The following is a 24193-nucleotide window of genomic DNA, read 5'->3' as shown; positions in this document are numbered from 1 at the left end:
GTTCGTTAAGTGGCATTCGGGGAGCTGGTCAAGCGTCATCTCGTAGACACCCGGCCGCTGGGCGTTCCCGCGTACCGGCGGATCTGGCTGGGCCAGGCCGTGTCACACGTAGGCGTCGGCGTGACCGTCGTGGCGGTCGGGCAGCAGGTCTACGAGATCACGCACTCGTCGTTCTACGTCGGCCTGATCGGCATCGCCAACCTGATACCGCTGATCGTCTTCGGTCTGTGGGGCGGGGCCGTCGCCGACGCCGTCGACCGGCGCAAGCTGCTCATCATCGGCTCGGTGGTCGCCTGGGCCGCCACGCTGTTCATCCTGGTCCAGGCGCTGCTCGGGCTGAACAACGTCTACCTGATCTTCCTCGTGGTCGCGCTGAACTCCACCGGCTTCGCCATCACCGGGCCGACCCGGGGCGCGATCATCCCCAGGATCCTCGAACCGGAGCTGGTGCCGGCGGCCAACGCGCTCAACTCGCTCGTCTACAGCATGGGCGCGGTCCTCGGGCCGATGGTCGGCGGGGTGGCGATGTCGTACGGCGGGTTCGCGTGGGCGTACGCGGTGGACGCCGTCCTGTTCACCGCCAACCTCTACGCGGCGCTCAGACTGCCCTCACTGCCTCCGCTGGGCGAGGTGCAACGTCCGGGGGCCAGGGCCGTCCTGGACGGCCTCAGCTTCATCGTCAGGAGCCCGGTGCTGCTGATGTCGTTCGTCGTGGACATCATCGCGATGGTGTTCGCCATGCCGCGGGCGCTCTTCCCCGAGCTGACCGCCGAGCGCTTCGGCGGGGACCTGCTCGCGCTGGGCTGGATGAACTCCGCGATGGCCATCGGCTCCGTGGCCGGCGCGCTGTTCTCCGGGTGGGTGGGGCGCGTCAAGCGGCAGGGGGTGGCGCTGACGGTCGTCATCGCCGTCTGGGGGCTGGCCGTGGCCGCCGCCGGGCTCGTCCACGACCTGTGGCTGCTGGTGCTGTTCATGGCCGTCGGCGGGGTGGCCGACGTGATCTCCTCGGTCTGGCGGCAGTCGATCCTGCAGCTCTACGCGCCCGACGAGATGCGGGGGCGGCTGCAGGGGGCGTTCATGGTGGTCGTGGCGGGCGGGCCGCGCCTGGGCGACCTGCGGGCCGGCGCCACGGCCACGGCCTTCGGGCTGACGGGCGCGTGGGTGGGCGGCGGCCTGGCCTGCGTCGTCACCGTGCTGGTCGTGGGGCTGTCGGTGGCGGGGTTCCGCAACTACCGGGCCGGCTCGGCCGCGGTGGTCCGGCCGCGCCGTTCGAAGGGAACCGGCCCCTTGAAGGAGGAACCGGCGGATTGACGCTCAGGCGACCCGCGCCTGCGCCCGGTCGGGCTGACGCTCAGGCGCCAGCGGCGCCTGGGCGGCTGGTGCTCAGGCGACCCGGGCCGCCGCCTGGAGGTCGGACAGGAAGCCCGCGTAGGCCGCGTCCCGGTCGGGCGCGCGAAGCACGGCCGACGGGTGGATGGTCGCCACCGCCAGCGACTCGCCGAGCGGCACCGGCTCGCCACGGTGCTGCGTCACCTTGAACGTGCGCCCGAGCAGCGACCGGGCGGCCGTCGCGCCGAGCACCACGACCACCTCGGGCCGCACCGCCGCCAGCTCGGCGTCGAGCCACGGCCGGCACGCGTCGATCTCGGCGGCCGTGGGTTTCTGATGAATCCGCCTTTTACCCCGTGGCGTGAAAGAGAAGTGTTTGACGGCGTTCGTGAGGTAGACGTCGTCCCGTTTGATTCCCGCCTCCTGCAGACCTCTGTCCAGAATGCGCCCCGCCGGGCCCACGAACGGGTGCCCCTGCCGGTCCTCCTGGTCTCCCGGCTGCTCGCCGACCAGCATGAACCTCGCCTGCCGCGGCCCCTCGCCGAACACCGTCTGCGTGGCGTTCCTGTACAGGTCACAGCCCTCGCAGCAGGCCGCGGCACTCCGGAGCGCATCGAGATCGAGACGGTCGGGAAGGAACTCGGCCGCCCCATTGTTGCCGTCCTTAACCATCGTCGGTCGTTCTCCCAATAGGGTTCCCTGTGACTCCTGTGCCCGCAGCGGACGGGCTCAGTCCCACGATCGGCGAAGTACCATTCACTTGGGAGGAGCCTTGACCGCACACGGCCTGATCGACACTACGGAGATGTATCTCCGTACCATCTACGAGCTCGAAGAAGAGGGCATCGTCCCGCTGCGGGCCCGCATCGCGGAGCGTCTTCAGCAGAGCGGCCCCACCGTCAGCCAGACCGTCGCACGCATGGAACGTGACGGGCTCGTCCGCGTCGAGGGTGACCGCCACCTGTCGATGACGGAGCTGGGCCGCACGCTCGCCACGCGGGTGATGCGCAAGCACCGCCTCGCCGAGTGCCTGTTGACGCAGGTGATCGGCCTTCCCTGGGAAGAAGTGCACATCGAGGCGTGCCGCTGGGAGCACGTCATGTCGGAGTCGGTCGAGTCACGCCTGGTGACGCTGCTCGACAACCCGACGGTGTGCCCGCACGGCAACCCGATCCCCGGGCTGGCCGAGCTGGGCGCCAGGGAGCCGGTCGAGAGCGGCGACGACGTGCTGACGACGATGTGCGACCTCGCCGGCACACGCGACACACCGGTAGTCGTGCGTCGAATTAGCGAACAAGTGCAAAGCGATCCCGCTGTGATGCTTAAACTCAAGCAAGTTGGGATACAACCCGGACGCGAGGTGACGCTCGCGGCGAGCGACGACGGTGTACGGGTGACAGGTGACGGTGACGCGAAGGATACTCCCGCGGAGCTTCCGCGCGATGTCGCCGCGCACGTTTTTGTCTCCAAGCGCTGACGCGCGTCCAGCTACTTGGTTGAATCCCTCCTGGGAGGCCCTCCACTCTCCCCTGGCCAAGACTGTTGCAGGAGCGCCCGTGGTCCGCTTTGCATACACGCCACCCCGAGGAGTGGTCTCCGGATGAAGCGATGGGGGGATCTGTCACAAGAAGCGGCTGATCACCTTGCTGCCGGGTCCGTGCTCGACCACGCCGAAATGGCCGTGGTCGTCACCGACCGTTTCAGCAATCTCCTCTATTGGAATCCGTTCGCCGAGAAACTCTTCGGCCGGCAGGGTAAGTCGCCTTCGCGTGACTCGTCCGTCCTGTCCCTCGGGATCATGGAGAAGGACCACCCGATGGCGATCGAGCTCGCCAAGCACGTCCTCAAGGGCGGCGTCTGGGAGGGCACCTTCGACGTCAGGCGCGGCGACGGGACGATCGTCTACGTCCGCGCGCAGGCCGTGCCCCTGCGTCCCTCGTCGGGCGGGGTGACGGGGATCGTCATCATGGCCCGCGAGGCGCTGCGCAGCAACGAGCGGGAGAAGGACCGGTTCGGGCTGCTGGAGCGCATCGGCGAGCGGCTGGCCGGCTCGCTGTACGTCGAGGAGACGCTCAAGCGGGTCGCGGAGATGCTCGTCCCCCAGTTCGCCGACCACTGCTTCATCGAGCTGATGGAGGGCGACCGGCTCGTCCGCAGGGTCTCGCAGCACGTGCAGGGGTGGACTCCACCGTCGGGAACATGGAAGCCGGTGGGCGCGGAGATCCGCTACCCCTCCGGCCACTACGCCGACACCGCGCTCCGCCGCCAGGAGACCATCCTGGTCGAGGACTTCGCCACCAACCGCAGCCCCGTCCCCCACGAGGGCAGCGCGCGCCTGTGCGGCGAGATCGGCATGACCTCCGCCATCGTGGCGCCGCTGCTGGTGCGGGGGGAGACGCTGGGGCTGATGTACCTCGGCCTGTCCAACCTCACCGACCGCCGCAGCCCCCACTACGACGCCTTCGACCGCGACTTCGTGGGCGCCATCGCCACCCGGGTCGCGCTCGCGATCGACAACGCGCTGCTGTTCGAGGAGGAGCGCCACACGGCTGAGTCGTTCCAGAAGTACCTGCTGCCCCGGGCGCTGCCGCAGCTCGACGGCCTGCAGATCGCCGTGCGCTACTACCCGGCCGCCCCCCTGGCCTCCCACGGGCAGGGCATCCAGACCCAGGTCGGCGGCGACTGGTACGACGTCATCCCGCTGTCCGCGGGCCGCGTCGGCATCGTGATCGGCGACGTCGAGGGCAGGGGCGCCAAGGCCGCGGCCATCATGGGCCAGCTCAGGGCCGCGTTGCGGGCCTTCGCCCAGGACGACAAGTCCCCGGCCGACATCCTGGCCAGGCTCGACGAGTGGACCCGCATCATCGCCACCCCCGAGCAGGACGACAACGGCGCCGACGTCAGCATCCCGCCCATCGTGACCTGCCAGTACCTCGTCTACGACGCCTGGTCCCGCCAGCTCTCCTTCGCCAACGCCGGGCACGCCCCGCCGCTGCTGCTGGTCGACGGGCAGTGCGTCGAGCTCGACATCGAGGAGGTCGGCCAGCCGCTCGGGGTGCGCGCCAAGGGCCTGCACGCCGACCTGGTCTACAAGGAGGAGACGCGCACGCTGCCACCGGGCGCGGCGCTGCTGCTCTACACCGACGGCCTGGTGGACCGCCGCCCCGGCCGCGACGGCCGGATGCCGAGCGAGGCCGAGACGCTGGGCGTGCTCTGCGAGAAGCTGGCCAAGATGTCCGACGCCGAGGTCGAGCGCATCGCCGACGCCGCCACGGTCGCGGTGCCCGGCGAGATCGACGACGACATGGCCATCCTCGTGGTCCGCTCCAGCGACGTCGACCTCGACGTGGAGGCCCGCACGTTCCCCGCCCAGCCCATCATGGTCGGCGAGGCGCGCCGGATGGCCGCCGAGGCGTTCGCGAGCTGGAACGTGCCCGAGGAGCGCGCCGAGCTCGCCTGCCTGCTCGTCTCCGAGGTCGTCACCAACGTGGTGCTGCACGCCGCCACCGCCGGGGTGCCGCGCAGGGAGCTGGTCGTGGAGGGGCCGCCGCTGCCGTTCGAGGAGTCCTGGGACATGCCGGGCTTCGAGGACGAAGTGGTCGGCGACAAGGAGTTCACGCTGCGGCTGCGCAGGGGCGAGGAGTCGGTCTGGGTCGAGGTGTTCGACCAGGACCTGCGGCTGCCCCGCATCCGCAGCGCGGGCGAGAACGACGAGGGCGGGCGCGGCCTCTACCTGGTCGACCAGCTCGCCAGGCGCTGGGGGTCGCGACCCACCAGGGAAGGCAAAGCGGTCTGGTTCGAGATTCCCACGCGTGGTAGGTGAGTGATTCACTGGCGGCCATGGAGCTGGCCTTCGAGCGCCGGGGCACCGGCGCGCCGCTGATCCTCGTCCACGGCATCGGCCACCACTGGCAGGGCTGGCTGCCGGTGCTCGACCGCCTCGCCGCCTCCCGCACGGTGTTCGCGGTCGACCTGCCCGGCTTCGGGGTCTCGCCCGAGCTGCCGGCGCGGATCCCGTACACCGCCGAGGCGCTGGCCGACGCGGTCGAGTCGTTCTGCGCCCGGCTCGGCATCCGCGAGCCCGCCGTGGCGGGCAACTCCCTCGGGGGCTACATCGCGCTGGAGCTGGCCTCGCGCGGTGTCGTGAGTTCGGCCGTCGCGCTCTCCCCGGTCAGCTTCTGGTCCCGCGCGGAGCTGCTCTACTGCCAGGCGACGCTGCGCGCCATGCGCACCTCGGCCCGCGCCCTGACCCCGGAGCAGCTGGAGAACCGCCACCTGCGCGCGGTGGCCGCCGGCCTCCTCGTCGCCCATCCCGCCAGGCTCGACCCGGCCGCCCTGATGGCCGCCACGCAGGCGCTGAGCAACGCGCCCGGCTTCGACGAGACGCTGGAGTCGTTCGGCGGGCTGATGCCGCCCGCGCCGCCGAAGTCGCCGATCACGATCGCGTGGGGCGAGCACGACCGGCTGCTGCTGCGCCGCCAGGCCGTGCGCGCGGCGCGGTGGTCGGGGCAGCGGGTCAAGCTGCTGAAGGGGTGCGGTCACGTGCCGATGAGCGACGATCCGGAGCTGGTGGCCCGCGTCATCCTGGAATCGGCGTGAGGCCAAGGGCGGGAATGAGAGGATTGTGACCCTCACCTAGGCGGGGTCACGAGTGCCTTCTGATCGGTACGTGCTGCTCGACAGGCTCGGCAGCGGGGGCATGGGCACCGTGTGGCGGGCCACCGATCAGCTCCTGGGCCGTACGGTCGCCGTGAAGGAGATGCACCTCCAGGCGACGGGCAAGGCCCGCGCCGACCGGGCGGCCCGGGCGCACCGGGAGGCGCACGCCATCGCCCGGATCTCCCACCCGAACGTCGTCAACGTCCACGACCTCGTGATCGAGGACGAGCGGCTGTGGCTGGTGATGGAGTTCGTGGACGGGCCCTCGCTGAAGGACCGGGTCGCCGCCGCCGGTCCGATGAGCCCGTCCGACGTGGCGGGGGTCGGCCTGCAGCTGCTGTCCGCCCTGGAGGCCGTGCACGCGGCCGGCGCGCTGCACCGCGACGTCAAGCCGGCCAACGTGCTGGTGCGCCGCGACGGCAGGGTGGTCCTGTGCGACTTCGGCATCGCGGCGCTGACCGGGGCCGGCCCGCTCACCGAGACCGGCGCGGTCGTGGGGTCGTACGAGTACATCGCTCCCGAGCGGCTGAACGGCGGGGCCGTGGGGCCGGCCAGCGATCTGTTCTCGCTCGGCGTCACCCTGTGCGTGCTGCTGGGCCGCTCCCCGTTCGCGCGGCCGGAGGCGGCCGGCGTGCTGCACGCCATCGCCCGTGCCGAGCCGGAGCTTCCGCCCGCCGCGGGGCCGCTGCGGCCGGTGCTCGAAGCGCTGCTGCGCAAGGACCCGGCCGCCCGGCCGTCCGTCGCGGAGGCGAGCGCGATGGTGCGGCCCCTCGCCGGCACGGACGCGACCGCCTACGACCTCCCGATGCCCTCGCCCGCTCCGCGCGGCCGCCGCCTCATCGGCCTGGCGGGCATCGCCGTCGCCGTCCTGCTGGGCGTCGCCGCCACCACGGTCGCGCTGACGAGCCGTTCGACGGACGGCGCCACGGCCGCCGCCACCGGGACGGCGAGCCCCGCGCCACCGAGTTCCGTCCCCCCGAGTTCTGCGGCACCGAGTTCCACGGCTCCCGCGCGCCCGACCCGCATCGACGCCGTGATGCCGGTCCCGGACGACCCCGAGCAGTACTGGGTGTTCTCCGGTGACCGGTACGTGCGGACCACCCTGGAGGGCGAAGGCCCCGGCGGCCAGGTCACCTACGGGCCGTCACGGCTCGACGGGTGGCCCGGCACGTTCGACAGGGTCGGCGCGTTCAGACAGGGCCTCGACGCGGTGCTGCCCGTGCCGGGCGTGCGGAACGACTACTGGGTGTTCTCCGGAACGCAGTACATGAAGATCCGCGTCACGGACGTCGCCTACGAGGACACGGTGCTCGAAGGGCCGGACACCCTCCGGAGCTGGTCCGCCCTCCGCTGACGCGGGTCAGCCGGAGCGGGGGGTGACGAACTCCTCGATCAGGACGGGATACTGCTCCCCACCGTGCCCCGCCGCGATCGCCCGGTCGGCCATCGCCTTGATCAGCTTCGGCAGCTCGGCGTTGACCCCGGCCGCCTCGCTCTCCTCGACCAGGTGCGCCATCGCCCGCGCGTCCGTCTCCAGGGCCGACACCTCGGCGGGGAAGGAGCCGCCGTCGACCTGCTCGGCATAGCCCGGCAGCCATCCGGCCACCCCGGTGGCGATCTCCCGCGCGAACGGCGCGAAGGTCGCCGCGTCCACCCCGGCCGTCCTGAGCAGCGCGGTGCCCTGGAGCCAGGCGTTCAGGACGCTCCACATCATGGCCAGGCCGGCCGCGTCGTACAGGGACGCCAGGCCCGGGTCCGCGCCGAGGTAGGTGATGGTGCCGAGCACGCCGAGGGTCTGCTCGTACGGCTCGAGGTCGGCCCGCGGCCCGCTGTGCAGGATCACCGCCTCGTCGGTACCGATGGTCTGCGGGATGGCCATGATGGCGCCGTCCAGGTAACGCGCGCCGCGCCCGGCGGCCCGCTGGGCGGCCTGCCTGGCCTGGGCGGAGGTGCCCGAGGTCAGGTTGATCAGCGTCGTGCCCTCCAGCGTGCCGTCGCTCGCGCCCAGCAACTCGTGCACGGCCTCGTAGTCGGTGACGCAGATGATCGTCAAGGGGCTCGCCTGGAGGGCGTCGCCGACCGTCGGCGCCAATCGTGCGCCCCCGGCCACCAGCTGGTCGGCCCTGGACGTCGTACGGTTCCAGACGGTCGTGGGATGCCCGGCCTTGAGGAAGGCGGCGGCGAGGGCCTGGCCCATCAGCCCGAGCCCGATGACGGTCACAGGTGTAGCGGTTCTGTCGTTCATGGCAACATCGTCAACGTTGAGACCGGTCTGAAGGTCAAGTGAGGTTTCGATGCGAATCGGGGAACTGAGCCGTCGGACGGGCGTGCACGCCCACCAGTTGCGCTACTACGAGGCCCAGGGCCTGCTGGAGGCGGAGCGCGGCTCGAACGGTTACCGGGAGTACGACGAGGGCGCGGTGCTGCGGGTCAAGCAGATCCGGCACCTGCTGGGCGCGGGCCTGTCGTCGGAGGACATCGCGTACCTGCTGCCCTGCGCGGTGGGGGAGGCCCCGGAGCTGTTCGGATGTCCCGAGCTGCTGGCGGCGATGCGGACCCGGCTGCGGCGGCTCGACGACCAGATGACGCGGCTCGCCCAGTCCCGCAGCGCCCTGGCCGGCTACATCGAGGCGGCCGAGCAGACGGGCCGCGACAGCTACCCGCCCTTCGAGCACGCCGGCCTGGAGCCCGTCCCCGTGCCGTAGCGACGGCGCCCGCAGGTCTGCCTTCCCGGCCACGGGCCCGCCGGCGGGGGACCTGGGCGCACCCGATCGCGGGGCGGCGACTCAGCCCTTCGAGTCCGCCTTGTAATCCTGGGCGAGGAGCCCGAGCAGCACCTCGTCCAGGAACTCGCCCATCACCCACGCCGAGGACCTCAGCACCCCCTCGCGCACGAACCCGTTCCGCTCGGCGGAGCGCAACATCGCGGTGTTGTCCGCCAACGTCTCGATCTGCAGCCGGTGCAGGCCGCGCACGACGAACCCGTAATGGCACATCACCGCCACCACGTCGGTGCCGTAACCCTTGCCGCGGGCGGACGGCCGCAGCCCCAGCCCGATGTGCGCCGACCGGTTGTGGGTGTCGATGCCCCACAGCGTCGCGGTGCCGACCAGCGCGCCGCCGTCCAGTTCCACCACGGAGAACACGACGTGCCCCTGCGCCTTGTCGTCCACCATGACCAGCGACTCCTGGGAGCCGGGCGTGATCGGGCGCCATGGGCTGGCCTGGGCGCGTGAGTGGGTGACCACGTCGTCGTAGAGCTCGGCCTGCAGGACCGGGAGGTCGTCCTCGTGCCGGGCCCTGAGCCCGACCTTGCTGCCCTTTAGCATGCGAGATTCCTAGCCGACCGGGCCGACCGTCGGCAAACCCCTTGTGATACTTTCGGCGTCGCCGTGCGGTGCTGCGAGTTCGAGGAGGTGAGTCCGATCAACGCTGTGACAGGTCGGGGCTCCCTCCTTTGCATGGCCTAGGGAGCGCCCGCGCAAGGCATCCCGAAAGGCCTGAAACGCTGATGCGCTTCACTTCCCAGACGTCGTCGGACGGCGTCACCGAGCAGTTCTTCACCCTCGACGAGATCCCCGGCGTGCTGTGGACGCCGGAAGGCGCCTGCGGTACCCGTCCGCTGATCCTGCTGGGTCACGGCGGCGGGCAGCACAAGGCGGCCCCCGCCAACGTGTCTCGGGCGCGTCGCTACGCCGCCGAGGGTTTCGCGGTCCTCGCGATCGACGCGCCCGGCCACGGCGACCGGCCCCAGGACGAGGAGTTCGGCCGGATCGCGGCCGAGATGCGGGCCGGCATGGCCGCCGGCCGGAATCCCGGCGCGCTGGTCGCCGGCATGCACGGCCATCTGGCCGGTCAGGCCGTCGCCGACTGGCAGGCGGTGCTGAGCGCGGTCCAGCGCCTCGACCGTGTCGGCGCCGGCCCGGTGGGCTACTGCGGCCTGTCGATGGGCTGCGGGCTGGGCATCCCGCTCATCGCCGCGGAGCCCCGGATCCGGGCCGCGGTGCTGGGCCTGCTCGGCGTGCACGGGCTGGCCGAGGACGCCGCGCGCATCACCGTGCCGGTGCGGTTCCTGGTCCAGTGGGACGACCAGCTGGTGCCGCGGGACCAGAGCCTGGCCTTGTTCGACGCTCTGGCCTCGGCGCACAAGACGCTGCACGCCAATCCCGGCAGGCACGGGGAGGTGCCGTCGTTCGAAGAGGACGACTCGCTGAGGTTCTTCACCCGGCAGCTGAGCTGACACGAGATCGCGGAGCCCCGGCGCGCCGGGCCGGAGGTCGTTCCGGTCCGGCGCGGTGCGCGGGCTGGCGAATTTTCGGTGCAGGCCGAAACTAGCCTTGTGCCTCCGGGATCGTCACAGGCGGGCAGCTCGGGTCGAGCCGCACCTTCGCCAGGTCCCGGCCGACGATCGTCCAGGCGTCGAAGGAGCCCGGCTCGAACTGCAGGTGCGGATTGGTGTGCCACTCGTCGCCCAGCCCGGTCGCCAGCAGCTTGGCCTCCGATCCGAGCTCGTAGGCGTTGCCGCCGCCGAAGAAGGTGGAGGTGAACACCCGGCCCTTGTGGACCTGCAGCTCGCCGTGTCCCGACAGCAGGCCCTGATGCCTGATGGTTCCGGTGGCGGGGTCCAGGGCGATCCAGGCGCCCAGCACGCGCTTGTACACCGCGTACAGCAGCCCTTCGTGGACCTTGAGGTCCTGGAAGGTGCGGTGGCCGGGAAGCGGATCGAACTGCCGGACCACCTTGCGCTGCTCCAGGTCGAAGGCGGCGATCGAGGCCGTCGTCCTGGTCGGCGGCGTGCCGCCTCCGCCGAGCACGTCGCCGCCGAGGTAGACGAGGCCGCGCGCGGGGTCGACGCTCAGGCTCATCAGGCTCTGGTCGGGGATGACGTTCGGGTAGACGTCCATCTTCCCGGTGTCGGGGTCGAGCACCGTCAGGGCGCCCTGCAGCTTCGCGCCGGTCGGGGCGGAGGCCACCAGGATGGTGTCGGTGACGGGGTCGTGCTCGATGTCCCACGGCCGCGACTGGTCGTGGCCGATGTAGCCGAGGCCGCGTACCTCGTCGGTGTGGACGTCGATGGAGACGATCTGGCCGCTCGGATACAGCGCGGCGTAGATCTTGTTCCCCCGCCGCACCATGGCCTTCGGCTCGCCGACCACGCGGATCCTGCGTTCCTGGCCGGTGCGCAGGTCACGCACCTCCACGGCGAAGTGGCCGCCGATGTACAGGGCCCGGTTCGGCACCAGCAGCATGCTCTGGGTCCGCTCCGCGCCGGCCGGGAAGCCCGCGTCGATGAGGTCCACGAACTCGGAGGTCCTGCTCGGCAGGTCCAGCCACCACATGCCGCCGCTGCCGGCGAAGCCGATGAGCCGCTGCCCGTCCAGCTTCAGCGCCCGGGTCTCCTCGCCCGGCGAAGGCGGGTCGGCGACCTTGGTCACCGCGTCCTGCCCGGTGCGGTAGCTGTAGACGGCGCCGTCGGGGCGCGAGGTGAGGTAGACCGTGCCGTCGGGGGCCACCTCGAACGCGTCGATGACGCCCACCCCGGCCTCGAACTGCCGCCGGTCCGTGCCGTCCTTGCGCACGTCGATCAGCGTGCTCCCGCTCGCCGCGAGCACGCGGTCGCCGTGGAGGGAGACCGTGCCGACGGCCTGTGGCCCCTGGGCCAGCTCCCTGACCGCGCCGCTGACCCGGTCGACGGCCATCAGCTTGGCCTTCTCCAGCAGGCCGACGTAGGCGGTGGTCTCGTCGACGGCGACCGCCCTGACGTAGTGCTCGCCCTGGACCAGCACGCCGTACCTGCGGACCGCGCCCGTCGAGGGGACGTACTCCCACAGCCGGCCGTCGGAGGAGGTGCCGAGGTAGAGGGCGCCGTCCGGTGCGGCGGCCATGCTCCAGACGAAGCCGCCGTTCGCGCCGAAGGAGTGCAGGTGCGCCACCTGGCCCGTGGCCAGGTCGTAGCTGTACAGGTCGGGTACGGGGTAGGTGCCGACGTACAGCTTGCCGCCGGCGACGGCGGTGGCCCAGCCGCCTTCCGGCTCGCCCGCCTTGGGGCCGTCCGGCAGGGTCGCGGTACGGGTCACCTTGCGGGTGGCCAGGTCGATCTCGGCCACGACTGGAGGCTTCGGCCCGCGCGAGACGACGTACGCGTGGCCCTCGTGCACGGCAGCGCCGACGATCGCGCCTGTGACGGAAGCGGGGCCGTACGTGGTGACGGCCGGGGTGTCGCAGCTCGGCGCGGCCGTCGCCTGTGCGGCGGCAGCAGTCGACCAGGCCGGTATCGACAAGGCGGACAGGACCATGAGCAGCGCAAGACAGGTTCGCGGCACGGGCCGCACCTCCAGGATGTTCAAAGCTGCCTAGTTTTGGTCCAGACCGTAATCATGTGAGCATGGCACGTCAACACCGGCCGTCGTCGGGACGCCCGTCGGCTTGTCGGCGGCGCGGAACGCGGAGTCGCTGCGCGACGCGGGCGTGCAGGGCGGACCTTTGGCGCTAGATCTTGGTCTGGCCCCAGAGCAGCAGCATGACGATGACGAACACGATCACCACGCCGGCATAACCGATCGGCCCCAGGCGGATCGCCCGGCGTACGCGGTTGAGCAGCCAGGCGAACAGCAAGGCCAGAAAAATCAGGAGGATCAGGCCGCCGTCCATGTTGTCCAGTATGCGGCCCGATCCCGCCTGCTGCGCGGTGACGAATCAGAACCGGTCAGAGACCGAGCTCAGAACCGGTCAGAGAAGAACTTCGAACAGGTCAGAAGCCGAAGGACCTGCCGATGATCTCCTTCATGATCTCGGTGGTGCCGCCGTAGATCGTCTGGACGCGGCTGTCGAGCCACGCCTTGGCCACGGGGTACTCGGTCATGTAGCCGTACCCGCCGTGGAGCTGCAGGCAGCGGTCGATCACCTTGGTCTGCAGCTCGGTCGTCCACCACTTGGCCTTGGCGGCGTCCACGGCGGTGAGCTCGCCGGCGTTGAGGGCGAGGATGCACTTGTCGACGTAGTGGCGGGCGATGTCGGTCTCGGTGGCCAGCTCCGCCAGGACGAAGCGGGTGTTCTGGAACGAGCCGATGTTGCGGCCGAAGGCCTGGCGGGTCTTGCAGTACTCGACGGTCTGCTCCAGCACCGCCTCGGCCGCGGCCACCGCCGCCACGGCGATCGACAGGCGCTCCTGCGGCAGGTTGTGCATGAGCTGGAAGAAGCCCTCGCCGTCCTTGGAGCCGAGGCGGTTGGCGACGGGCACGCGTACGTTGTCGAAGAACAGCTCGGCCGTGTCCTGCGCCTTCATGCCGACCTTGTCCAGGTTGCGCCCGCGGGCGAAGCCCTCCATGCCGCGCTCCACCACGACCAGCGTGGTGCCCCTGGCGCCCGCCTCCGGGTCCGTCTTGGCCACGACGACCACGAGGTCGGCGTTGATGCCGTTCGTGATGAACGTCTTCTGGCCGTTGAGGACGTAGTGGTCGCCCTCCCGGATCGCGGTGGTCCTGATGCCCTGCAGGTCGCTTCCGGCGCCGGGCTCGCTCATCGCGATCGCGGTGATCAGCTCGCCGGACGCGAAGCCGGGCAGCCAGCGCTGCTTCTGCTCGTCGTCGGTGAGGTCCACCACGTACGGGGCCATGACGTCGTTGTGCAGCGAGAAGCCGAGGCCGCTGGCGCCGTTCCGCATGATCTCCTCGACGATCACGGCGTTGAAGCGGAAGTCCTTGACGCCCGCGCCGCCGTACTCCTCGGGCACCGAGAAGCCGAACATGCCCAGCTCACCGGCCTTCTTCCAGGCCTCGCGCGGGACGATCCCGTCCTTCTCCCACTGGGGGTGGTACGGGGCGACCTCGCGGGCCATGAAGTCGCGCACGGTCTCCTGGAAGAGGAGGTGCTCGTCGTCGAAGAGGTCACGCTGCATCAGTCGCCTCCGCTTGCAGAATAGGATTCTGTTACCGGAAGGTATACCCGTGGTGGGCGGCTGGGGACACGGGTTCATCACAAGTGCCGGAAGTAGCGGGTTTCGGCATGTGTTGCGGGTGTTTCGACTCTAGGATCTACCCTCGGTCTGGTATGTGGGGGATCGGAGTCTCCGTGAGTCGGTGGCACAAGGCGTTCATCGCCGCATCCTTGGGCATGGCGGCAACTGCTGGTTTAGTCGTGACGTCCTCGATTCCCAGCCAGGCTGCAACCTCGCTCGTGATCAATTATCGCTGCACGGGTGGTGTGGCGGGCAGCGGCGTGGAGCTGGAAGCGCGGATGACGCCCCAGGTCCAGGCGGGGCGCATGGACGTCCGCTGGGACATCTCCTACACCGACGACTTGCAGCGCTTCGGCTCGCCGGGCTTCTTCCCCGCAGGGTCGTCACTGCATCTCGAAGGTGTCGTGGACATCAGCGGCGCCTGGAACGGCCAGCTCAAGCCGCGGGGTGGCAAGACCCAGCAGCAGCTTGTCCCTGGGGATTATCTGGAGCTTCCCGAAGGGCTGTCCGACGGTGCGGCGCTCGACCGGGCGGGGACGATCCGCTTCAGGCCGGGCGGGCTGAACCTCAAGTTCACGCCTGCCGAAGGTGACGTGAAGATCAACGGTAACGACCCCAGGATCCAGTACGAAGGCACGTGGAACCAGGTGTACACGGCGCCGACGTACAGCGACTACCTCAGCGACATTCAGAAGACCGACGGACTGCACGCGAAGGCCTCGTTCGAGTTCATAGGCACGAAGGTCGCCTACATCGGCCGGCGTGAGCAGAACCTCAGCAAAATCCAGGTGTTGATCGACGGCGAGCCAGCTACTCCCGAGTTTGTCGAGCCAGGTAAGGACACCAGCGGCAACGACATGACGGGCACCAAGAGCCAAGAGGTTCTCTGGACGTCGCCACAGCGGTCCTATGGGCCGCACACCATCCAGATCGTCAACACCGAGGGCAAGGTCGCCTACCTGGACGCCTTCCAGGTGATCACTGGTGACATCCCCGAGCCGCCGGAGTATGACAAGGCGACCTGCACCATGCTCGGGAGCCCGGGCGCCATCGACGTGGTCGTTCCTGGCAGTTCGCCCACGGGCACCGGCACGCAGACACCGACGGACGACCCAACGGACCCGCCCACAGACGACCCGAACGACCCGGATCCGAACGACCCCGACCCCAACGATCCCGACCCGGACCCGGACGACAACGACGTCGACTCCCACGCCACCATCGGCGGTGACTTCGTCCAGGTGGTCACGCCGTCCGGCACCGCCACCGCGACCGCAACGGTCACTCCGAAGAGCACCGGCCCCACCGCGACCAAGTACTACCGCGCCCAGGTGGCCAACACCCCGAGCGGCGGCGTGGACACCGGCGTCGCCCCCGATGAGGAGAGGCCCCCGTTCGGCCTCATGGCCAGTGGCATGGCGTTGGTGATGAGCACCGCAGGCGGCGGGCTGCTGCTTCGCCGCCGCAAGGCCGCGCACGCGGGAGGAGCGCAGTGATGGCCGAGGAGAAGATGGCCGAGCAGCAGAGGTCGCCGATGCACCGGGCGTTGCCCGGGCTGCTCATCGCCGGCTCGCTCGGCGGCATCGGCCTGGTCATGGTGAGCCTGCTCTCGCTGGCGCCCCCGGTGGACGACGGCTCGGGCTCGGGAGTGCCGCTCGCTGCGCCCCAGGGCGCGCCGTCCACGGTCGAGATGTCGAACGCGGGCGCGTTCATCCTGCCGCCGACGGTCGGTCCGGGCGGCAAGAACGTCCCCCTGACCCCGGCCCGCCTGGACGCCCCGCCCCCGCTGGCGGCCGTTCCCGTCGTGCCGGCGATCCCCAAGGCCAAGCCCAAGGTCGGCAAGACCGCGCCCAGGCCGATCCGCATCAAGATCCCCAAGATCAAGGTGAACTCGCCGATCGGCTCGGTCACGGTCAACAAGAAGGGCGTGCTCGGCACGCCGCCCCTGAGCAAGCCCAACCAGACGGGCTGGTACAAGGGCTCACCCGTGCCCGGGGAGACCGGCCCGGCCGTCATCAACGGCCACGTGAGCACCCGGTCGGGGGCCGCGGTCTTCGATCGGCTGCGGGAGCTGGCCAAGGGTGACCAGATCTACGTGTATCGGTCGGACGGGAAGGTCACCCGGTTCACGGTCAGCGGGATCGAGCAGGCGAGCAAGAACTCGTTCCCGACCAAGCGGGTGTATGGCAACACCAGCAACTCCCAGCTCAGGCTCATCACTTGCGGTGGGGTCTATAACAAGGCGACTCACCACTACACGGACAACATTGTTGTGTACGCAACGTTGTCGAAGAAGAAGGGCTGAGGGGGAAAGTTGGGGCGGATTTGGCGGTTTACGGGAAGTTGACAGGGACAGTTCGTAGGATCTCAACCTAACCGTGACCAACGGCTGGAATTCTGGCACGACTGTTGAGCTGGCTTTGAAACGGAGAAGGACCCGTGCTTATGTCCCAGGCGGGGCGCCGCCTCGCCCGTAAGACGTCCGCGATGGGGCTTGCGAGCACGCTGGTCTTCTTTGCGTGCGCGGTCCTTACTTGGTCATCTCCGGCTCAGGCCGCTGTGGACAAGACGATGGAAGTCACCTATGACTGCACGGGTGGTTCCTTCGCGGCCACTGGCGTCAAGGTCACGATCACGGCGCCCGACACCGTGGCGCCCAGCGGAACTGCTTCCATCAAGTGGACCTTGCCTACGACCCTCACGGCGACGTCATCGCTTGCAGCGAATACTCAGATCCTGATCGACGGCAGCCTCACAGTCGGCGGAGGTGGCACGCCCGCTGCGCTGACGAAGACCCACACTGGCACGATGACCGCAGGCGGCACGGCTTACACGCCGTCGCCTGCCACCATGGAGGCCACGGTGACGGCACCGGCCACCGGTGGTCCGGTCACCATCACGCCTGGGACCGCGAACACCACCAAGGGTCTTAAGATCACCGCAACGCCTAGTGGCGGTCAGCAGAGTGTCACTGAGTGCACCTACAAGTCAGCGACGCCCGCGACCGGCCTCTCCATGACGGTTCAGGCGGGTGGCGGTGGTGGCACCAATGACGACGTCGTCGCCTACGTCTGTGACGTCCCCACCGGCACCACCGACACGAACTACCCGTCCGAGGCGGACGTGGACATCAAGGTCGTCATGACGCCCCCCACCAGCGCCTCGGCCAACGCCGACGCCTCGATCACCTGGACCGGCACCATCCAGACCACGGGCGACGGACTAGTTGCTCCTGCAGCCTGGCCGGCCACGGGCGCGAAGCTCTTCGCGACGATCAAGGCGACCGGCGCCGGAGCCCCCGCCACCGCGACCGGTGAAGGCTCGTTCACGACCACCATCCAGCCGGGCGCGGACATCACGACCCTCCCCAGCATCACGATCAAGGTCAAGCCGACGACCACGGGCACCGTGTCGCTGACCGCCGGCGACCTCGCCTTCGGCACCAGCTCGACCAGCCCCGTGCTCAGGTGCACCGCCCCGACCACCGGTCTCAAGGCGTACACGTTCACGGTCGGCAACGGATCGACCAGCCCGAGCCCCACCACGACGAGTCCCACCCCCACGAACACGAGCCCCCGCCCCACCACGACCCGCACCTCCACGGTGACGGTCACCCCCACCAGCAGCACCACCAGAAGGTCGCAGACCCCCAAGGCGGGTGCGGACACCGGTGCCGGTGGGACGATGGGCCCTGATGGCCGCCTGTTCATCCTGACCGGCACCGTCCTGGTAGGAGCAGCCGCGGCCGGCGGTCTGATCATGCGACGCCGTTCGATCAAGGGCTGACGAGACGTGTCGGGCTACTATCCGTACGGCGGCCAGACCCCCGCCCCTCCGCCGTCCCAGGACAAGGGCAGCACCGCTCTCAGAGCGGTGCTGATCACGGCCGCGATCGCCGGCGTGGTGACGGTCGTGGCGGGCCTGCTGATCGTGCTCAAGTCCCCCGAGGAGTACGGCCTGCAGAGCAGCAGGGACACCCTGAACCTCCAGGCCCAGCCGAAGCAGACCGCCCAGCCCGAGCCGGCCTGGTTCCAGGCGCCGGCGAACGTGCCGCCCCCGCTGCCGCAGATCACCCCGGCGCCTCCGATGCTGCCGTCCACGCCGATCAGGCTGGTGATCAAGCGGCTGGGCATCAACGCCCCGATCCAGTCGGTCGGCCTGAAGAGGGACGGCACGATCCAGGTGCCCCCGTCGGAGAACCACAACCTGGTCGGCTGGTACCGGAACATGTCCACCCCGGGCGAGGTGGGCCCCGCCGTGCTGCTCGGGCACAAGGACACCCGGACCCGCGCCGCCGTCTTCGCCCGCTTGCCGGAGCTCAAGAACGGCGACACCATCGAGGTCAAGCGCCAGGACAAGACGACCGCGGTGTTCACCGTCGGCGGGGTGGAGCAGGCGGACAAGAAGACCTTCCCGACCCAGCGCGTGTACGGGGAGCAGCAGAACGCCCAACTGCACCTCATCACCTGCGGTGGCACCTACGATCGGTCCACCGGGCACTACACGGACAACGTCATCGTGTACGCCACGATGACGAGCTCTTACAGAAGCTGAGCGCGGAGGCGGGCATGGGCTGGATGGCGAAGCGGAGACTGCGTACTGGCCCCACGGCGGCACTGCCCGCCAAACCGGACCCCGGCGAGCTGCTGCGCCTCGTCCAGCTCGCGGATCCGAACGCCAGGCGCGACGGCGACGACATCGTGGCCGTGGACGTGCGCGTGTGCGCCCCCGTCGAGGCGGACAAGGACCTGACCGGCGGCGAGCTGGAGCAGGCGTGGGCGGTCCGGGTGGCCGCCGAAGGGCCGCTGCCGCTCGACTTCTTCGACCGCTACCTGGCCGAGGGCCTGGCGTTCCGGCTGGGCGGGCTCGCGGTGTGCCGGGGCGAGGTGAGCGATCCGGCCGATGACAGCGCCGAGAGCGGGCCCGCGGTGATCCTCCCGGTACGCCCTACCGCCGAGGAGCTGGAGCCCCTGCTGCAGCAGGACGAGGACGACGAGTTCCTGTTCACGGCCGGAGACGTCAAGGCCGCGCTGGTGCCGCAGAAGGGGCAGCCGCCGGCCGTGCAGGAGCTGCTGCCCTTCGCGACCGAGCTGACCGCGATCGAGCTGCGCGGCGACGACCCCGTGAAGCTGGGCACGCTCGCCCTGGAGCTGTCGGAGGCGCTGAACGGCATCCCCGTGGACCGCTGGCGCTTCCGGATCGACGCCCCGGAGGACCTGGTGCCGGCCGCGCAGGACGCCACCGAGGACGCCAGCGAGGACGCCGCCGAAGACGCCACCCAGGACGAGCCGGAGGACGCCGTACCCCCCACGGCCCCTGCACCCGAATGACGTTCTGTTGTACCCTGCACCTAGTAACCGAATAATGCTCGGTTTCCAGGAGGCACTGTGGCAGAGGCGTACATCGTCGGGGCGGTCCGTACCCCGGTCGGCAAGAAGAAGGGCGGCCTTTCCACCGTCCACCCCACTGACCTGGCCGCTCACACGCTGAAGGCGCTGATCGACCGCACCGGCGTCGACCCCGTGGCGGTCGAGGACGTCATCATGGGGTGCGTCATGCAGTTCGGCCCCCAAAGCATGGACATCGCGAGAAATGCCTGGTTGTCGGCAGGTCTGCCGGAGACCACGGCCGGCGTCACGATCGACCGCCAGTGCGGTTCCTCGCAGCAGTCGATCCACTTCGCCGCTCAGGGCGTCATGTCCGGCACCCAGGACCTCGTCGTGGCCGGGGGCGTCGAGTCGATGAGCATCGTGCCCATGGGCTCCTCGATCACGGCGGCCCTGGAGAAGGGCATGCCGTTCCCGTTCGGCGAGAAGTGGGTGGAGCGGTACGGCAAGCAGGAGATCTCGCAGTTCCGCGGCGCGGAGCTGATGTGCGAGAAGTGGGGCTACACGCGGGAGGTGCTGGAGCAGTTCGCGTTCGAGTCCCACCAGCGCGCCGCCAAGGCCATCGCGAACGGCTACTTCAAGGACCAGATCGAGCCCGTCAACGGCGTCGAGGACGACGAGGGCCCCCGGGCCGACACGACGCTGGAGAAGATGGCCGGCCTGAAGACTCTGAAGGAGGGCGGGCAGATCACCGCCGCCACCTCCTCGCAGATCTCCGACGGCTCCGGCGCCGTGCTGATCGCCTCGGAGCAGGCCGTACGTGACCACGGGCTGACCCCGCGGGCCCGCATCCACCAGCTCGCGCTCATGGGCGACGACCCGGTCTACATGCTGACCGCGCCGATCCCCGCCACGCAGCGGGCGCTGAAGAAGGCCGGCATGTCGATCGACGAGATCGACGTGGTGGAGATCAACGAGGCGTTCGCGCCGGTGCCGCTGGCCTGGATGCACGAGCTCGGCGCCGACCCGGCCAAGGTCAACCCGAACGGCGGCGCCATCGCCCTCGGCCACCCGCTGGGCGGCACGGGCGCGATCCTGATGACCAAGCTGCTGCACGAGCTGGAGCGCACCGGCGGCCGGTACGGCCTGCAGACCATGTGCGAGGGCGGCGGCCAGGCCAACGTCACCATCATCGAGAGGCTGTAGCAAAGCGGCGAGCGCCGCCCCGGGCGTAACAAGGGGGCGGCGCTCGCCTGACTACCCATCCCGGTAGTTGCTTTCATCGGCCCTTCGGCGGGATGCGGCGCGGCGGCGCGATGGGCCGCTGCGGCATCTTGGGCATCGGCCGCACGACCGGCAGGGCGGGGCGGCTCTTCTTGTTGGATGCACGGATGAACATACAAGGCTCCTCTACGTAATTCGGGGACGCGGCTTCCTACGAGAGGGCCGCTCTGCGAGCTCAGCTGTGGGCCGCGTCACATGGCTGGACGGGGAACAGGGCTTGCTTGCGAATTACAGGTAAAGGCGCATGTCCAAGAGGCTATGGGGGCGCCGGATGCCCGCGCAACCGAATTAATGACAGGGCCAGGCGGGGGGCGGCGGCCCCTCGTCCACCGCGTTCCCCGGCCCGGCAGGCAGGCCCGCGTTCCTCGCCGCGCGATGTGACCTGTCCCGGTTCACACCCGGGCGGCTGAGATGACCAGGTCCAGGGCCTGCCTCGACTCGCTCAGGTCGCGCATCGCCTGGTCGATCCGGTCGCGTTCCCTGCGAAGCCGCCCCACCACGTCCGGGCAGGTAGGCGCCAGCCGCTCACCGCGCGCCTCCAGGCACGGCAGCACGGCGGCGATCGTCGAGGTGCTCAGGCCGGCGGCGAGCAGGCAACGGATGCGGCGCACGGTCTCCACGTGGGTCTCGGTGTACTCGCGGTAGCCGCTGGGCAGGCGCGAGGGAGCGAGCAGGCCCTGTTCCTCGTAGTAGCGCAGGAGCCGCTCGCTCACGCCGGTGCGCCGGACGAGCTCGCCGATCCTCATCCCCACCTCCACGACTTGACTCTCACATACATGTCAGACTTTAGCGTTCCCGCATGAAGAAGAGTCTGCTGGTGCCGGTCGTGCTCATGGTGAGCGTGTTCGTGGTCGGCACGTCCGAGTATCTGATCGCGGGGCTGCTGCCTCAGGTGGCCGCCGACCTCGGCGTCTCCGTGTCAACGGCCGGGCAGGCCGTGACGGCGTACGCGCTGGGGGTGGTGGTCGGCGGGCCGCTGGTGACGATCGCGACCGTGCGGCTGCCGCGCAAGGGGCTGGCGCTGGGGTTGCTGCTGCTGTTCGCCGCCGGGAACGCGGTGTGCGCGGCGGCGGGATCGTACGAGGTGCTGATCGTCGGGAGAGTCGTCGCGTCGTTGAGCCACGCGGCCTTCCTGACCCTGGCGTTGACGGTGACGACGCGGGTGGTCGAGCCGCAGCGGGTGGGGACGGCCATCGCCGCCGTCGGGTCGGGCTTCTCGGTGGCCACCTTGCTGGGCGTGCCGCTGGGAGTGCTGCTGGGCGAGGACTCGGGGTGGCGGACGCCGTTCGCCGTGCTGGCGGTGCTGGCGCTGGCCGTGACCGCGGTGCTGGCCGCCGTGCTGCCCCGGCAGGACGCCCCGGCCACCAGCGTGCGGGACGAGGTCGAAACGGTGCTCGGGCGGCGGGTGCTGGTGGTGATCGCGACGACGGCCGTGGGGCTGGCCGCGACCTCGACCGTGTTCACCTACCTCGCGCCGGCGCTCACCGAGATCACCGGGTTCGGGACGGCGGCGGTGTCGACGCTGCTGCTCGTGTACGGGGCCGGCAGCCTGGCGGGCGGGCTGGTGGCGGGGCGGCTGGCGGATCGCTCGCTGGGCGCCACCGTGCGCGGCACGTTCATCGGGCTGAGCGTGGTGCTGGCCGTCTTCCCGTTCGCGGTGCCGTGGGCCGGGACCGCCGTGGTCGCGGTGCTGGTGTTCGGGCTGCTGACCTCGGCCACCACGCCGGTGTTGCAGAGCCTGGTGCTGCGGCACGCCGGGCGGGCGCCCACCCTGGCGGTGTCGGTGAACGTGTGCGCGTTCAACATCGGCATCGCGGCCGGGTCGGCGCTCGGTGGCGGGCTGGTGGCGGTGGACGGGCTGCGGTGGCTCGGGCTGGCCGCCGCCGCGCTGAGCCTCGTCGCCCTGGCCATCAGCTATGCCGCCGTCCCGCGCCGCGAGCCCGCGCTCGTGAGCCAGTGACGTCCGGCCGGTTCATCGGGAGCGTACGAGGGTCTCCAAGACCTGGTGGAGGGTCTTCGCGGGGTGGCCGATGACGGTTTCCAGGGTGGGGTCGGTGGTGTCGAACTCGCCGGCGCGGGACGCGGCGAACATCGTCAAGGTGAACTCCGCGGCCGGCCGCGGCATCCCGCCGGCGACCGCTGCGGAGATCCACTCGTCGTCGTCCATGACGACCCGGGTGACGGTCCGGCCGGTGATGCGGCCGAGGATCGCGGCGACGTCGGCGAAGTCCAGCGTGTGCGGGGCCGTCAGCGGCGGCGTGACGCCTTCGAGCGCGCCGTCCTCGGCCAGCGCGACGACCGCGGCCTCCGCCAGGTCCTCGTGCGCCGTCCAGGACACCGGGCCGTCCAGCGGAACGGCGAGCGTGCCGGTCTCCAGCGCCGCGCCGATGTAGTGGCCCAGGGTGGAGGCGTAGAACCCGTTGCGAAGGGCGGTGTGGGGCACTCCTGCCTGCCTGAGGTGCTCCTCGGTGGCCGCGTGCACCTTCTGCGGCGGGAAGAGCGAGGTGGGGGAGGCGGCCTGATGGCTGGTGTAGAGGATGCGCCGGGCGCCCGCTTCCCGCGCCGCGTCGATGGCGGCGAGGTTGGCGGTCAACGCACCGCCGCCCCGGATGGCCGCGGAGATGACCAGGACGCACTCGGCGTCTTCGAAGGCGTGCTTGAGGGTGCCGGGTTCGGTGAAGTCTCCCGTACGGACTCGCACCCCCCGCTCGGCGAGGTCGACGGCCCTGCCCGCGTCGCGCACGCTGACGCCGATCCTGCCGGCCGGGACCCGCTCCAGCAGGCGGTTGACGATCAGCGACCCGAGGTGGCCGGTGGCTCCCGTGACGATCAACATCGATGACTCCCGTCTGTTTCCGATGGAACTAATAAGACGGTAACACCGATAATTCCATTGGAAGCAACATGAGCGATATCATCGTGTCCATGGCAGCACCGAAGTCGCAGCGGCGAGACCTCACCCGGGGCCGCATCGTGAAGATCGCGGCCCAGCTGCTGCGCGACCAGGGGCCGGCCGCGGTGACCACGCGCCGGGTGGCCCAGGAGGCCGGGCTCCAGCCCCCGGCTCTGTACCGCCTCTTCCAGGACAAGGACGACCTGCTGGACGCCGCCGCGGAGCACGTCTTCGCCGAACACGTGGCGGGCAAGCGGCTCACCACGCCCTCGGACGACCCGGTGGAGGACCTCCGCGCCGGATGGCACACGCAGATCAGCTTCGGCCTGGCCAACCCGTACGTCTACGGCCTGCTGCTCGACCCGGCTCGCGCCCGCGACACCCCGGCACAGGCCAAGGGCGTGCGGATCCTCGCCGAGCGGGTGCACAGGATCGCCGCCGCCGGGCGGCTCCGGGTGAGCGAGGAACGCGCCGTCAACCTCATCCGCGCGGCGGGGGCCGGAACCGTCCACACCCTGCTGACCCTGCCGCCGGGGCACAGCGACCCGCAGCTGGCCGACGCCGCCTTCGACGCGATCGCTCGCGCCATCCTCGTGGACGAGCCCGCCGTCCCCGCCCGCGACCCGGCGGCCGTCGTCGCGGCCTTCCGCACGCTCCTGCCCGACCTGCCCATGCTCAGCAAGGCCGAGGCCGCGCTTCTCGACGAGTGGCTGCGACGCTGATCCGGGTCATCCGGAGACCCCG

Annotated in this window: 23 protein-coding genes; 15 read left to right on the top strand and 8 right to left on the bottom strand. The window is 70.4% G+C overall.

The window, feature by feature from the left end; translation table 11 throughout:
• The first annotated feature begins 9 nt into the window (after positions 1 to 9).
• Entirely contained in the window at positions 10 to 1311 is a 1302-nt protein-coding gene (locus HD597_RS46235; RefSeq protein WP_253752928.1) for an MFS transporter, read from the top strand.
• Between the two features lie 72 nt (positions 1312 to 1383).
• On the opposite strand, the gene HD597_RS46230 is transcribed toward HD597_RS46235, so the two are convergent.
• Complete coding sequence (locus HD597_RS46230) at positions 1384 to 2001, bottom strand: UdgX family uracil-DNA binding protein (protein ID WP_253752927.1); 618 nt, start codon at positions 1999 to 2001, stop codon at positions 1384 to 1386.
• A gap of 100 nt (positions 2002 to 2101) precedes the next feature.
• Here HD597_RS46230 and HD597_RS46225 point away from each other — a divergent pair, with 100 nt between their 5' ends.
• From HD597_RS46225 to HD597_RS46210, 4 genes are all read left to right on the top strand, one after another.
• Positions 2102 to 2806 carry an iron-dependent transcriptional repressor DtxR gene (locus HD597_RS46225; protein ID WP_185110359.1) on the top strand — a complete coding sequence of 235 codons (705 nt, stop codon included), beginning with the start codon at positions 2102 to 2104 and terminating at the stop codon, positions 2804 to 2806.
• Positions 2807 to 2929: 123 nt separating this feature from the next.
• Entirely contained in the window at positions 2930 to 5152 is a 2223-nt protein-coding gene (locus HD597_RS46220) for an ATP-binding SpoIIE family protein phosphatase (RefSeq protein ID WP_253752926.1), read from the top strand.
• Positions 5149 to 5928, top strand: a complete 780-nt coding sequence (locus HD597_RS46215; RefSeq protein WP_253752925.1) for an alpha/beta fold hydrolase — start codon at positions 5149 to 5151, stop codon at positions 5926 to 5928. Before HD597_RS46220 ends, HD597_RS46215 begins: the two co-directional genes overlap by 4 nt.
• Before the next feature lie 52 nt (positions 5929 to 5980).
• On the top strand, positions 5981 to 7342 hold the full coding sequence (locus HD597_RS46210) for a serine/threonine-protein kinase (protein WP_253752924.1): 1362 nt from the start codon (positions 5981 to 5983) through the stop codon (positions 7340 to 7342).
• Positions 7343 to 7348: 6 nt separating this feature from the next.
• Here HD597_RS46210 and HD597_RS46205 read toward each other — a convergent pair whose 3' ends face one another.
• Positions 7349 to 8233, bottom strand: a complete 885-nt coding sequence (locus HD597_RS46205; RefSeq protein WP_253752923.1) for an NAD(P)-dependent oxidoreductase — start codon at positions 8231 to 8233, stop codon at positions 7349 to 7351.
• Between the two features lie 49 nt (positions 8234 to 8282).
• Here HD597_RS46205 and HD597_RS46200 point away from each other — a divergent pair, with 49 nt between their 5' ends.
• Positions 8283 to 8693, top strand: coding sequence for a MerR family transcriptional regulator (locus tag HD597_RS46200; protein ID WP_253752922.1), 411 nt, complete (start codon positions 8283 to 8285; stop codon positions 8691 to 8693).
• An 81-nt stretch (positions 8694 to 8774) separates the two neighbouring features.
• On the opposite strand, the gene HD597_RS46195 is transcribed toward HD597_RS46200, so the two are convergent.
• Positions 8775 to 9317, bottom strand: a complete 543-nt coding sequence (locus HD597_RS46195) for a GNAT family N-acetyltransferase (protein ID WP_253752921.1) — start codon at positions 9315 to 9317, stop codon at positions 8775 to 8777.
• A 182-nt stretch (positions 9318 to 9499) separates the two neighbouring features.
• Between HD597_RS46195 and HD597_RS46190 the strand changes: the two genes are divergently transcribed.
• On the top strand, positions 9500 to 10228 hold the full coding sequence (locus HD597_RS46190; protein ID WP_253752920.1) for a dienelactone hydrolase family protein: 729 nt from the start codon (positions 9500 to 9502) through the stop codon (positions 10226 to 10228).
• Positions 10229 to 10319: 91 nt separating this feature from the next.
• Here HD597_RS46190 and HD597_RS46185 read toward each other — a convergent pair whose 3' ends face one another.
• From HD597_RS46185 to HD597_RS46175, 3 genes are all read right to left on the bottom strand, one after another.
• Positions 10320 to 12311: a PQQ-binding-like beta-propeller repeat protein gene (locus tag HD597_RS46185; protein WP_253752918.1), complete on the bottom strand. Its 1992-nt coding sequence runs from the start codon at positions 12309 to 12311 to the stop codon at positions 10320 to 10322.
• A gap of 166 nt (positions 12312 to 12477) precedes the next feature.
• A complete protein-coding gene (locus HD597_RS46180) occupies positions 12478 to 12639 on the bottom strand; it encodes a hypothetical protein (RefSeq protein ID WP_253752916.1) in 162 nt (53 codons plus the stop codon).
• 100 nt (positions 12640 to 12739) lie between these two features.
• Positions 12740 to 13885 (bottom strand): acyl-CoA dehydrogenase family protein, encoded by a 1146-nt coding sequence (locus HD597_RS46175; protein WP_253752914.1) that lies wholly within the window; start codon positions 13883 to 13885, stop codon positions 12740 to 12742.
• 173 nt (positions 13886 to 14058) lie between these two features.
• Here HD597_RS46175 and HD597_RS46170 point away from each other — a divergent pair, with 173 nt between their 5' ends.
• The 6 genes from HD597_RS46170 to HD597_RS46145 all read left to right on the top strand — a co-directional run bounded on the left by HD597_RS46170 (position 14059) and on the right by HD597_RS46145 (position 20478).
• Entirely contained in the window at positions 14059 to 15441 is a 1383-nt protein-coding gene (locus HD597_RS46170; RefSeq protein ID WP_253752912.1) for a hypothetical protein, read from the top strand.
• Positions 15441 to 16250 (top strand): class F sortase, encoded by an 810-nt coding sequence (locus tag HD597_RS46165; protein WP_253752910.1) that lies wholly within the window; start codon positions 15441 to 15443, stop codon positions 16248 to 16250. Before HD597_RS46170 ends, HD597_RS46165 begins: the two co-directional genes overlap by 1 nt.
• Before the next feature lie 266 nt (positions 16251 to 16516).
• On the top strand, positions 16517 to 17731 hold the full coding sequence (locus HD597_RS46160) for a hypothetical protein (protein ID WP_253752908.1): 1215 nt from the start codon (positions 16517 to 16519) through the stop codon (positions 17729 to 17731).
• A gap of 6 nt (positions 17732 to 17737) precedes the next feature.
• A complete protein-coding gene (locus HD597_RS66205; RefSeq protein WP_253752906.1) occupies positions 17738 to 18499 on the top strand; it encodes a class F sortase in 762 nt (253 codons plus the stop codon).
• A gap of 23 nt (positions 18500 to 18522) precedes the next feature.
• Positions 18523 to 19275 (top strand): hypothetical protein, encoded by a 753-nt coding sequence (locus tag HD597_RS46150; protein ID WP_253752904.1) that lies wholly within the window; start codon positions 18523 to 18525, stop codon positions 19273 to 19275.
• A 57-nt stretch (positions 19276 to 19332) separates the two neighbouring features.
• A complete protein-coding gene (locus tag HD597_RS46145) occupies positions 19333 to 20478 on the top strand; it encodes an acetyl-CoA C-acetyltransferase (RefSeq protein WP_253752902.1) in 1146 nt (381 codons plus the stop codon).
• A 470-nt stretch (positions 20479 to 20948) separates the two neighbouring features.
• On the opposite strand, the gene HD597_RS46140 is transcribed toward HD597_RS46145, so the two are convergent.
• Positions 20949 to 21302 (bottom strand): MerR family transcriptional regulator, encoded by a 354-nt coding sequence (locus HD597_RS46140; RefSeq protein WP_253752900.1) that lies wholly within the window; start codon positions 21300 to 21302, stop codon positions 20949 to 20951.
• Positions 21303 to 21355: 53 nt separating this feature from the next.
• On the opposite strand from HD597_RS46140, the gene HD597_RS46135 reads away from it, so the two are divergent.
• Complete coding sequence (locus HD597_RS46135; RefSeq protein ID WP_253752898.1) at positions 21356 to 22516, top strand: MFS transporter; 1161 nt, start codon at positions 21356 to 21358, stop codon at positions 22514 to 22516.
• Between the two features lie 12 nt (positions 22517 to 22528).
• Here HD597_RS46135 and HD597_RS46130 read toward each other — a convergent pair whose 3' ends face one another.
• On the bottom strand, positions 22529 to 23392 hold the full coding sequence (locus HD597_RS46130) for an NmrA family NAD(P)-binding protein (RefSeq protein ID WP_253752896.1): 864 nt from the start codon (positions 23390 to 23392) through the stop codon (positions 22529 to 22531).
• Positions 23393 to 23481: 89 nt separating this feature from the next.
• Between HD597_RS46130 and HD597_RS46125 the strand changes: the two genes are divergently transcribed.
• Entirely contained in the window at positions 23482 to 24171 is a 690-nt protein-coding gene (locus tag HD597_RS46125; RefSeq protein WP_253752894.1) for a TetR/AcrR family transcriptional regulator, read from the top strand.
• The last annotated feature ends 22 nt before the right edge of the window (positions 24172 to 24193 follow it).

It is taken from the genome of Nonomuraea thailandensis (assembly GCF_024172165.1).
In the GTDB taxonomy this organism is placed as follows: domain Bacteria; phylum Actinomycetota; class Actinomycetes; order Streptosporangiales; family Streptosporangiaceae; genus Nonomuraea; species Nonomuraea thailandensis.
This window is presented reverse-complemented; position numbering and strand designations above follow the sequence as displayed.

Coding starts and splice junctions, on each gene's coding strand:
- HD597_RS46230 (WP_253752927.1), bottom strand. CDS start 2,001: ATGGTTAAGGACGGCAACAATGGGGCGGCCGAGTTCCTTCCCGACCGT.
- HD597_RS46220 (WP_253752926.1), top strand. CDS start 2,930: ATGAAGCGATGGGGGGATCTGTCACAAGAAGCGGCTGATCACCTTGCT.
- HD597_RS46205 (WP_253752923.1), bottom strand. CDS start 8,233: ATGAACGACAGAACCGCTACACCTGTGACCGTCATCGGGCTCGGGCTG.
- HD597_RS46200 (WP_253752922.1), top strand. CDS start 8,283: ATGCGAATCGGGGAACTGAGCCGTCGGACGGGCGTGCACGCCCACCAG.
- HD597_RS46195 (WP_253752921.1), bottom strand. CDS start 9,317: ATGCTAAAGGGCAGCAAGGTCGGGCTCAGGGCCCGGCACGAGGACGAC.
- HD597_RS46190 (WP_253752920.1), top strand. CDS start 9,500: ATGCGCTTCACTTCCCAGACGTCGTCGGACGGCGTCACCGAGCAGTTC.
- HD597_RS46180 (WP_253752916.1), bottom strand. CDS start 12,639: ATGGACGGCGGCCTGATCCTCCTGATTTTTCTGGCCTTGCTGTTCGCC.
- HD597_RS46175 (WP_253752914.1), bottom strand. CDS start 13,885: ATGCAGCGTGACCTCTTCGACGACGAGCACCTCCTCTTCCAGGAGACC.
- HD597_RS46165 (WP_253752910.1), top strand. CDS start 15,441: ATGGCCGAGGAGAAGATGGCCGAGCAGCAGAGGTCGCCGATGCACCGG.
- HD597_RS46160 (WP_253752908.1), top strand. CDS start 16,517: ATGGAAGTCACCTATGACTGCACGGGTGGTTCCTTCGCGGCCACTGGC.
- HD597_RS46150 (WP_253752904.1), top strand. CDS start 18,523: ATGGCGAAGCGGAGACTGCGTACTGGCCCCACGGCGGCACTGCCCGCC.
- HD597_RS46140 (WP_253752900.1), bottom strand. CDS start 21,302: ATGAGGATCGGCGAGCTCGTCCGGCGCACCGGCGTGAGCGAGCGGCTC.
- HD597_RS46135 (WP_253752898.1), top strand. CDS start 21,356: ATGAAGAAGAGTCTGCTGGTGCCGGTCGTGCTCATGGTGAGCGTGTTC.
- HD597_RS46130 (WP_253752896.1), bottom strand. CDS start 23,392: ATGTTGATCGTCACGGGAGCCACCGGCCACCTCGGGTCGCTGATCGTC.
- HD597_RS46125 (WP_253752894.1), top strand. CDS start 23,482: ATGGCAGCACCGAAGTCGCAGCGGCGAGACCTCACCCGGGGCCGCATC.